Origin of the sequence: Dietzia sp. 2505 (assembly GCF_040546785.1) — a bacterium.
In the GTDB taxonomy this organism is placed as follows: Bacteria; Actinomycetota; Actinomycetes; order Mycobacteriales; family Mycobacteriaceae; genus Dietzia.
Genome location: NZ_JBEPON010000003.1, coordinates 464652 through 474248, shown reverse-complemented (window position 1 = coordinate 474248; position 9597 = coordinate 464652). Strand labels below are relative to the sequence as shown.

Genomic DNA, 9597 nt, shown 5'->3' with positions numbered 1-9597 from the left:
CTCAACGCCCGGATCCGAAAGACCCTGGGATGGAAGACCCCGACCGATATCCTCAACACCTCAATAGGCGTTGCACTGACCACCTGAACTCAAGCTGGGAGAACGTGAGCGGGTGTGACCCTTCGCCGCGGATGGGGCCGCGGATGAGGCGGCGGCTGGGCCGGCCGGGCGTCAGTCGGCGAGCGGAGTCCCGTCCCGCAGGTGCGGGGCCAGGGTGTTGTCGAACATCGTCAACGCCGACGCGATCGCCATGTGCATGTCCAGGTACTGGTACGTGCCCAGCCGGCCGCCGAAGATCACGCGGTTCGCCGCGGTCTCGGCCTTGGCGCGGTCGCGGTACAGGGCCAGCCGCTCACGGTCGGTGGACTCGTTGATCGGGTAGTACGGCTCGTCCTCGCGCTCGGCGAAGCGGCTGTACTCGCGCATGATGACGGTCTTGTCCGTGGGGTAGTTCGTCCGCTCGGGGTGGAAGTGGCGGAACTCGTGGATGCGCGTGTAGTCGACTTGCGCGTCGTTGTAGTTCATCACCGGGGTGCCCTGGAAGTCTCCGGTCGGAAGGACCTCGGTCTCGAAGTCCAGGGTGCGCCACCCGAGCTCGCCCTCGGCGTAGTCGAAGTAGCGGTCCAGCGGGCCGGTGTAGACCACGGGCGCGTCCGGGCTCGCCGCGCGGACGGCCTCGCGGACGTCGAACCAGTCGGTGTCCAGGACCACGTCGATTTTGGAGTCCGCCGCCATGTTCTCCAGCCACGCGGTGTACCCGTCGACCGGCAGGCCCTCGTGGGTGTCGTTGAAGTAGCGGTTGTCGAACGTGTAGCGCACGGGCAGGCGGGTGATGTTGCCGGCGGGCAGGTTCTTGGGGTCGGTCTGCCACTGCTTGGCGGTGTAGTCCTTGATAAAGGCCTCGTAGAGCGGCCGCCCGATCAGCGAGATGGCCTTCTCCTCGAAGTTCGCCGCGTCCTCGGCCGAGAACTCCGCGGCCTGCTCGGCGATGAGCTCCCGCGCCTCGTCGGGCGAGTAGTAGCGGCCGAAGAACTGGTTGATCAGGCCCAACCCCATGGGGAACTGGTACGCCGTGCCCTTGTGCATCGCGAACACGCGGTGCTGGTAGCCGGTGAAGTCGGTGAAGCGGTTGACGTACTCCCACACCCGCTCGTTGGAGGTGTGGAACAGGTGCGCGCCGTACTTGTGGATCTCGATCCCGGTCTCGGGCTCGGGCTCCGAGTAGGCGTTGCCGCCGATGTGGTGACGCCGGTCGAGCACCAGCACGCGCTTGCCGAGCTCGGCCGCGGCCCGCTCGGCGACCGTCAGGCCGAAGAAACCGGACCCCACCACGATGAGGTCATAGGTCCCCCACTGCCGATCGCCTGCCATCACTTCGAGCCTTCCCGTAGTCCGTCGCCGAGTCGCCGCGCCTGATCGGGCGCCGCGCCCGGCGTGTCCACGCGCCGGTCGGCGCGGGTCCGGGTCCAAGGGTATCGGGCGGGTGGGTAGACGGGCCGGGTGCCACACCAGGTGACGACGACGAGGAGGGCCCCACCCGAGCGCGGTGCCGCTGCTCAGTGCGCGCGTCGGGCGGCCTCGTCGTCGTACATCGGTTCGAAACTACACGGTTGTGACCCCAAAATTCACTTCCGTACCACTTGGTTTCACGCGTTTCTTAGCTACCATTGACCACGTTCGTCACATTCGTCCCAGTGGTCGCATCGCTCGCGGCCGCCGGGAAGAAGTGTTCCGCAGCGGGATCCGCGAGACACAGACCTGATCTGGAGAAGCCCTTGAGAACACGACGCCGCCCCCTGAACGTCAGCGGTCGACGCAGGACCCTCGCCCTCGCGGTGGCGGTCGCGGCGTCCGTCGTCACGCCCCTCGCCGTGTACGGGGCGGACCACCTGGTCGAGTCCGGAGACGACATCGCCGCGACCGCGGGCGGTGCCGTCCCCACCGGGACGACCGAGGTCTCCCTGGCCGACGCCCCCACCGCGTCCGGCGTGGACACCGACATCGCCGTGGGCTCCGCCCCCGTCAAGGAGGTCACGTCCGAGACCCCGTTCTCGATGGTCGGCGTCACCTGGAAGGGCTACAACCCGGAAGCGATCGGCGCCCTGCGCGCCAAGAACCCGGACGGCTCGTGGGGTCCGTGGTACGAGACCGACGCCGTCGACGACGAGGGCGAGAGCACCACCGGACGGGGAGGGACCGAGCCGGTCTTCCTCGGGGTCGACACCACCACGGTCCAGATCAAGCTCTCCGGCGTCGACCTTGCCGACAGCTCATTGGCGGACGCGCCCGACGTCACCGAGAACGCGGAGTCCGGCACCACGGAGTCGGGCACCACGGAGTCCGGTCCCGCCGGGACCGCGTCCCCGGAGGCCCCCGTACAGAACGACGTGGCGGCCACCCGATCGGCCGAGACGTCTCCCGCCGAGGCCACCCCCTCGGCCCCTGCGCGACCCGCCACCGACGACGCCCCTCCGCTCCCGACTCGTTACGCGGACATCAAGCCCGTCGCCGAGACCACCGACACCGGTGCCACCGACGTCACCGCCGTCCTGATCTCCCCCGACGCCACCCCGACCCCCGACCCGGAGTCGTTCGGGGACATCACCGCGCAGGGCGGGACCGGCGCGAACGGCGACATCGCGGCCAAGCAGCCGGCCATCATCAGCCGCGCCGGCTGGGGCGCCGACGAGTCCATCCGCTGTCGCAACGCCACCTACGACAACAGCCTCGCCGCGGCCGTGGTCCACCACACGGCCGGCAGCAACAACTACACCCGCGAGGGTTCGGCCGGTGTCGTGCGGGGCATCTACACCTACCACGCGCGCAACCTGGGCTGGTGCGACGTCGGCTACAACGTCATGGTCGACAAGTACGGCCAGGCCTTCGAGGGACGCCACGGCGGCCTCAACCGCAACGTCCAGGGTGCACACGCCGGCGGCTTCAACGGCAACACCTGGGGCATCTCGATGATGGGCGACTACTCGACTGTCGCCCCGCCCGAGGCCACCGTGCGCAAGATGGGCGAGATCATCGGCTGGCGCCTGTCGATCGCCGGGGTCAACCCCAAGGGCTCCGACACCCACTACTCCGAGGGCACGTCCTTCACCAGGTACCCGCAGGGAGCCGCGGTCCGACTGCCCAACATCTTCGCCCACCGCGACGTCGGCAACACCTCGTGCCCCGGTGACGCGGGCTACGCCAGGATGGGCCAGATCCGCGACATCGCGGCCGCCTACGCCCAGAGCGGCGGCGGCACCCCGGCTCCGACCAACCCCACTCCCCCGGTCACCAACCCCGGGACGACCCCGCGACCGGGCACCGGTGGCACGACGATCCCCGGCCTCACCCAGGGCAGCGTCCAGGACGCGGTGACCTCCGCGCTCCGGACCGTCCTCACCGGTGGCCGCCTGGACGCCGCAGAGTTGACCCGCCTCCTCACCGGCGGGAAGACGCTGGCGGACATCCCGTTCGACGCCGGCTCGGTGCAGGCCGCGGTCGGCGGTGACCTGGGCTCCGTCGGGAACCTGATCGGCGGCGACTTCGCCAGGCTCGCCTCGCAGTTCGCCGGCCCGCTCGGCCAGGTCCTCTCGGGCGTCCAGAGGTTCGGCAACGTGTCCCTGGTGAAGCACGAGAACGGTGCGGTCTACTCGTCCCCCGAGACGGGTGCCCACCCGGTGTGGGGCGTGATCGGTGACGCCTGGGCCTCCCAGGGCTTCGAGCACGGGCCGCTGGGCCTGCCGGTCTCGAGCGAGACCGAGCGCGAGGACGGCACCGTCGCCCAGCGCTTCGAGGGCGGCACGCTGGTCTTCGACCCGGCGACCAAGGAACTCACGGTCGAGCCGAACCCCTGATCCCCGGCCGGCGCCGAGGCGTCGGCCGACCAGACTCGCGGACCGGGTCCCACCAGGTGTGCCCGCCGCCCGGCGTCAACGGGGCGGCGGGCACACCGGGGAAGTGGCGGGGACCGGTCCGCGCAGACAATTCACGAACCCGTCACCCCGACGCGAGGGCTGTCCGCTCAGACCCACCAGCGGCGAAGCACGTGCGCCAGCCCCGCCTCGTCGTTGGTCAGGGTGACCTCGTCCGCCGCGGCGTGCACCGACGGGATGGCGTTGCCCATCGCCACACCGTGGTCCGCCCAGCGCAGCATCTCCAGGTCGTTGGGCATGTCCCCGAAGGCGACCGTCACCGGGACGACGGACGGCAGGGCCGTGGAGACCGCGGTGACGGCGGCGATCTCCGTGAGGCCGCTGGCCTTGGTCACCCCCCGGGCCGCGAACTCGATCAGCCCGTCGGTCGTGGAGTAGGTGACGTCGGCCAGGTGGTCGACCTCGCCGCGGAGCGCGGCCACCATGTCCGCGCTGGGCATCCCCGGGACCCGGGCAAGAAGTTTGAGGACCGGCGCGGAGAGCACCTCGGCGTGTCCCACCTCCAGGTGTGCTGGGTGGATCCAGGCGTGCTCGTAGTCCGGGCCGGCCACGAAGTCGGCGTCCGCCGCGTCGGTGCCCAGACGTTCGGCCGCGATACCGCTGTGCGGGAGCCTCCGGCGCAGGACCTCGTCGATCGCGGCGAGGATGTCCGGTTCGAGCAGCCGGGTGGACAGGAACTCGCCGGTGTCGGTGTCCATGATCACCGCGCCGTTCGCGCAGACCGCGAGCGGCGCGACGGGCAACTGGTCGACGACCTGGTCCAGCCACCGCGGGGGACGCCCGGTGGCCAGCACGAACGTCGCGCCGTCCGCGACGAGGTCGGCCACGACCGCGCGGTTGGCCTCCGGGATGAGTTCATCGGTCCCGAGCAGGGTCCCGTCGACGTCCGTGGCGACGAGCAGAGGTCTGGAACGGGTCACGGAGCGTCCGGGCCCGCCGGTCCCTTCGGGGCGTCGGAGGCGTCGGCCGACGGATCCACGGCCTTCTCCGCCCGGCGGCGCATCCGCTCGGCGTGCTCGGCCTCGTCGAGGGCGGTGGCCTCCTCCAGGGTCGGGGCCGAACCACCGAGACGGGCCGGGACCCAGTTCGCACCGGCCGGGTACGGGCCGTAGCGCTGCGCGTACTCGTCCTGCAGCCGTTCGAGGGTGGACTGTATCCGCGAGCGCAACTCCTCGGTGCACTCCTCCACCGGCTCGTAGGCCGGGGTCGGCTCGCCGACCTCCATCATGATCGGCACCTTCGGCCGGAACAGTTTCTTGGGCAGGCCCTTGGTCCACACCCGCTGCGAACCCCACAGGGTCACGGTGATGATCGGCACGTCCGCGGCGAGCGCCATCCGCACCGCACCGGACTTGAAGCCCTTGACCTCGAAGCTGCGGCTGATGGTGGCCTCGGGGAACACGCCCACCAGCTCACCGGCCTTCAGTCGGGCCACCGCCTCGTCGAACGACGCCTTGCCGGCGGTGCGGTCCACCGGGATGTGCTTGAGCTCGCGCATGATGGGCCCGGACACTTTGTGGTCGAACACCTCGACCTTGGCCATGTAGCGGATGAACCGCTTGTGCAGGCGCGCGGGGATGCCGCCGTAGACGAAGTCGAGGTACCCGGTGTGGTTCATCACCACCACGGCCCCGCCGACCTCGGGGAAGTTGCGCTCGCCGCGCATCGTGATGTCCAGTCCCTGGACTTTGAACATTGTCCGGGCGAACCCGATGATCCCCGTATAGAGCAGCTCCACGGGCCCCAGCGTAGCGGCCCACCCCGGGTGGCGTGATCCGCTGCCGGTAGGTTCGGCGGGGTGGATGACGACGAGCCCTTCGATTCGGTCGACCCCGCGGCGCGCAGTCGCCACTATTCGTGGCCGCCGCTGCCCACCGAGTCCGAGCGCAGCCCACACGCGGGGCTGGACGCGCTGCGGAGGATCGTCGACGGTGAGCGCCACCTCTCCCCCGGTGCGCACACCCTCGGCCTGGCACTGACCTCGGCGTCCGATCGCGTGGTCAGCCTGACCGCCACACCCGGGGAGTGGGCCCTGAACAACGGGGGGACCGTGCACGGCGGGATCGTCTCGGGGTGGGTCGACTCCGCCCTCGGGTACGCCACCGCGACGGTCGTCGACGAGGGCGTGGGCTACAGCACCCTTGACCTGACCGTCCGCTACATCCGCGCGCTCAGGCTGGAGAAGACCCCCGCGACGATCCATGCCGAGGTCGAACACGTGGGCCGCTCGACGTGCGTCGTGCAGGCCAAGGTCCTCGACACCGACGGTCGGACCTGCGCCAGCGCGAGCGGCGTGATGATGCTCTTCCGCCCCTGACCCACCTGGCGGCGGGACGACGCCCGTGGTCATCACGACTACGGGGGCGGGTCATCACGTCTAGCGGGGCGGCTCGAGCACGTCCTTGCCGACGAACGGCCGCAGCGCCTCGGGCACGACCACGGAACCGTCCGCCTGCTGGTGGTTCTCCAGGATCGCCACGAGCCACCGCGTGGTGGCCAGCGTGCCGTTGAGGGTGGCGGCCGTCTGCGGCTTGCCGCCCTCGTCCCGGTAGCGCACACCCAGCCGCCGAGCCTGGAACGTCGTGCAGTTGGACGTGGACGTGAGCTCCCGGTAGGCGCCCTGGGTCGGGACCCACGCCTCGCAGTCGTACTTCCGGGCGGCCGACGACCCCAGGTCACCGCCCGCGATGTCGATCACCCGGAAGGGCAGACCCATGGCCTGCAGCATCTCCTTCTCGAACCCGAGGAGCCGCAGGTGCTCGTCGTGCGCCTCCTCCGGCGTGCACCAGGAGAACATCTCGACCTTGTCGAACTGGTGCACGCGGATGATGCCGCGGGTGTCCTTGCCGTGGCTCCCGGCCTCGCGCCGGAAGCAGGAGGACCAGCCGACGTACCGCTTGGGCCCGGCCGACAGGTCCAGGATCTCGCCCTGGTGGTAGCCGGCGAGCGCGACCTCGGAGGTGCCCACCAGGTAGAGGTCGTCGTCCCCGAGGTGGTAGATCTCGTCGGCGTGGGCACCGAGGAACCCGGTGCCCTGCATGATCTCGGGGCGCACCAGGACCGGCGGGATCATGAGCGTGAAGCCGTTGGCGGTGGCCTTCTGTGCCGCCAACTGCAGCATGCCCAGCTGCAGGAGCGCGCCGTAGCCGGTGAGGAAGTAGAAGCGGGCGCCCGAGACCTTGGCGCCGCGTTCCATGTCCAGCAGACCCAGGCTCTCGCCGAGCTCGAGGTGGTCCCTCGGCTCGAAGTCGAAGCTCGGGATCTCGCCGATCCGCTCGATCTCCACGAAGTCGTCCTCACCGCCGGCGGGGGTCCCCGCCTCGACGACGTTGGAGAGCAGCCGCTGGAGCCGGTCGACCTCGGCCGCGGCGGACTTCTCGGCCTCCTCGGCGTCCTTGACCGCCTGCTTGAGCGCACCCGCCGCCTCGAGCAGAGCGGGGCGGTCCTCCGGCGAGGCCTGACCGACCTTCTTGCCGTGCGCCTTCTGCTCCGCGCGCGCGCCGTCCGCGGCGGAGATCGACGACCGGCGGGCCTCGTCGGCAGCCAGCAGTTGGTCGACCAGCGAGGGGTCCTCGCCGCGGGTGCGCTGGGAATCGCGGACGAGGTCGGGGTTCTCGCGGAGGAGCTTGAGATCGATCACGGCGACCAGCCTAGCGGCCCCGTCCCCCCACCCGAATCCGCTACCGCGACCGTCGGGGCTCAGACGCCGAAGAGTTCGAGGAAGGCGTCCTTCTCGAACATCCGGGCGGTGTCGACCGCGGTGGGCGTCCCTCCGTTGGGGTCCGCGCCGCCCTCGAACAGCACCCGGACCACCTCGCCGTACCCCTTGAAAACCGCCCCCGCGAGCGGGGTCTGCCCGCGGTCGTTCGCCCGGTCGACATCCGCGCCACGGGCGAGCAGCGCCCGGACGGTGTCGGGATGCCCGTTGTAGGCGGCCAGCATGAGCAGCGCGTCACCGCGCTCGTTCGTCAGGTCCGGGCTCACCCCCGCGTCGACATAGGCGGCCAGGCGCTCGGTCTCGCCGTCCCGGGCGAGCTGGAAGAGCATCTGTGCGAACTCGAGGACCTCCGGGTCGACCCCCTCGCGCGGCGCGCGGGTTCCGCTGTCCGGGCCGCCGGCCTCGTCTCGGTTCTGTCCGCTCATGCCCTGAATCCTATCGGGGCGGCGAAGTTGCGGCATCATGGATGCGATGATCACTTCCTCGCGATCACCACACCCGGGCCGGTCACTGCTCCGGACCCGGGGCGCGGTCATGGCCTCACTCGTCGCGATCCTGTCCGGCGGTGCGATCACCGGTGGGCTCATGGCCTCGGCCATGGGTGATCCGAACTCCGCGACGGCGGAGCGGATCGCGGCCATCGTCCCGCAGGTCGACCCGAGGACGTTGTCCGGGCCCGCCTACGCCGACGCGGTCCCGGGAACGTGCCTGACCTGGCAGGTCGACGCCGCCGACCGCGTCACCGCGTTCACGACCGTCGACTGCGCGGAACCCCACCGCTTCGAGGTCGCCGGCCGCATCGACCTCTCCGGGGTACCCGGGTTCGGCGAGAACACGCCGCTCCCGGATAACTCGAGGTTGGCCCCGATCGGCACCGATCGCTGCTTGCCGCTGATCACCCGCTACGCGGGGGGCCGCGAGGTCGACCCGGCGGGTCGGTTCACCGGGCTCGTCGTACCCCCGTCCGAGGAGGGCTGGGCCAAGGGCGACCACACCGTGTTGTGTGGGGTCGCCGCGGCCGAACTCAACGGCCGGTCGACCACCTCGACGGGGGTGTTCGCCGAGGCGGACCAGCACCGGCGGTGGGACCCCGGCACCTGCCTGGGGTTCACCGACGAGGGCCTGCCCGGCGCGCCGGTGCCGTGTTCGGAGGACCACGCGATCGAGGTGGTCTCCGATGTCGACGTCTCCGGAGTCTTCCCGGAGGGGCCGACCCCGCCCGAGCCGAGGGTGCAATCCGAGCTCACCGCGGACGCCTGCCTCGCGGCCGGGACCGCCTACCTGGGTGACGGGGAGGCCCTGCGCCGGACAACCCTCATCTCCACGCTCGTCAACCCGATCTCGCAGATCTCGTGGGCGACCGGGAGCCGCACCGTCAACTGCGGGCTGATGAGGGCCGCCGACCCCGGGCCGTTCGCGGTGCTCCGGGGCTCCGCGCGTCAGGGCGTGCTGATCGACGGCTCCACCCCGGTGCCGCCCACCACCACCGAGGTCCCACCACCCGGGGTCGGCCAGGGGACCCCCGGCACCCCGACCGACCCGGATCCCGGGACCGTGTCCGTCCCGATCCCCGGCGGTACGCCGTGAGCATCGTCGTGGCCGAGTCCCGGTTCGAGTCGCTCGTCGACGACGCGCTGGACTCCGTCCCGGACGCGTTGTTCGACGCGATGGACAACGTGGTGGTCCTCATCGCCGACCGCCATCCGGAGGAACCGGGCCTCCTCGGCCTGTACGAGGGCGTGGCGTTGACCGAGCGGGACACCACCTACTCGGGATTCCTGCCCGACACGATCACGATCTACCGGGGTGCGCTGTGCGACTTCTGCTCCACCGAGGAGCAGCTGGTCCACGAGGTGGCGGTGACGGTCATCCACGAGATCGCCCACCACTTCGGGATCGAGGAGCACACCCTGCACGCCCTGGGCTGGGGCTGACCGGAGTCCGACCGGC

General features: G+C 70.8%; 9 protein-coding genes. 4 read left to right on the top strand and 5 right to left on the bottom strand.

Translation table 11 applies throughout. The features are described 5' to 3' along the window. Positions 1 to 171 precede the first annotated feature (171 nt). The gene (gene glf, locus ABIE38_RS09080; RefSeq protein WP_354055544.1) at positions 172 to 1371 is read right to left on the bottom strand and encodes a UDP-galactopyranose mutase; all 1200 of its coding nucleotides are present in this window, start codon (positions 1369 to 1371) and stop codon (positions 172 to 174) included. Between the two features lie 404 nt (positions 1372 to 1775). On the opposite strand from glf, the gene ABIE38_RS09075 reads away from it, so the two are divergent. After that, positions 1776 to 3851: an N-acetylmuramoyl-L-alanine amidase gene (locus tag ABIE38_RS09075; RefSeq protein ID WP_354055542.1), complete on the top strand. Its 2076-nt coding sequence runs from the start codon at positions 1776 to 1778 to the stop codon at positions 3849 to 3851. A gap of 167 nt (positions 3852 to 4018) precedes the next feature. On the opposite strand, the gene ABIE38_RS09070 is transcribed toward ABIE38_RS09075, so the two are convergent. Next, positions 4019 to 4849 (bottom strand): HAD family hydrolase, encoded by an 831-nt coding sequence (locus ABIE38_RS09070; RefSeq protein ID WP_354055540.1) that lies wholly within the window; start codon positions 4847 to 4849, stop codon positions 4019 to 4021. Continuing rightward, positions 4846 to 5667 (bottom strand): lysophospholipid acyltransferase family protein, encoded by an 822-nt coding sequence (locus tag ABIE38_RS09065; RefSeq protein ID WP_354055538.1) that lies wholly within the window; start codon positions 5665 to 5667, stop codon positions 4846 to 4848. Before ABIE38_RS09065 ends, ABIE38_RS09070 begins: the two co-directional genes overlap by 4 nt. 60 nt (positions 5668 to 5727) lie before the next feature. Here ABIE38_RS09065 and ABIE38_RS09060 point away from each other — a divergent pair, with 60 nt between their 5' ends. Continuing rightward, complete coding sequence (locus tag ABIE38_RS09060) at positions 5728 to 6246, top strand: PaaI family thioesterase (protein ID WP_354055536.1); 519 nt, start codon at positions 5728 to 5730, stop codon at positions 6244 to 6246. Positions 6247 to 6306: 60 nt separating this feature from the next. Here the strand turns inward: ABIE38_RS09060 and serS are convergent, their stop codons facing one another. After that, positions 6307 to 7569 carry a serine--tRNA ligase gene (serS, locus tag ABIE38_RS09055; RefSeq protein WP_354055534.1) on the bottom strand — a complete coding sequence of 421 codons (1263 nt, stop codon included), beginning with the start codon at positions 7567 to 7569 and terminating at the stop codon, positions 6307 to 6309. 59 nt (positions 7570 to 7628) lie between these two features. Further along, entirely contained in the window at positions 7629 to 8072 is a 444-nt protein-coding gene (locus ABIE38_RS09050) for an ankyrin repeat domain-containing protein (protein ID WP_179524222.1), read from the bottom strand. Positions 8073 to 8118: 46 nt separating this feature from the next. On the opposite strand from ABIE38_RS09050, the gene ABIE38_RS09045 reads away from it, so the two are divergent. Next, positions 8119 to 9234: a septum formation family protein gene (locus ABIE38_RS09045; RefSeq protein WP_354055532.1), complete on the top strand. Its 1116-nt coding sequence runs from the start codon at positions 8119 to 8121 to the stop codon at positions 9232 to 9234. Continuing rightward, positions 9231 to 9581: a metallopeptidase family protein gene (locus ABIE38_RS09040; RefSeq protein WP_179524221.1), complete on the top strand. Its 351-nt coding sequence runs from the start codon at positions 9231 to 9233 to the stop codon at positions 9579 to 9581. Before ABIE38_RS09045 ends, ABIE38_RS09040 begins: the two co-directional genes overlap by 4 nt. Positions 9582 to 9597 lie beyond the last annotated feature (16 nt).

Bases quoted from the DNA above. Each gene is read 5' to 3' on its own strand.
- glf (WP_354055544.1), bottom strand. From the start codon at position 1,371: ATGGCAGGCGATCGGCAGTGGGGGACCTATGACCTCATCGTGGTGGGG.
- ABIE38_RS09050 (WP_179524222.1), bottom strand. From the start codon at position 8,072: ATGAGCGGACAGAACCGAGACGAGGCCGGCGGCCCGGACAGCGGAACC.
- ABIE38_RS09045 (WP_354055532.1), top strand. From the start codon at position 8,119: ATGATCACTTCCTCGCGATCACCACACCCGGGCCGGTCACTGCTCCGG.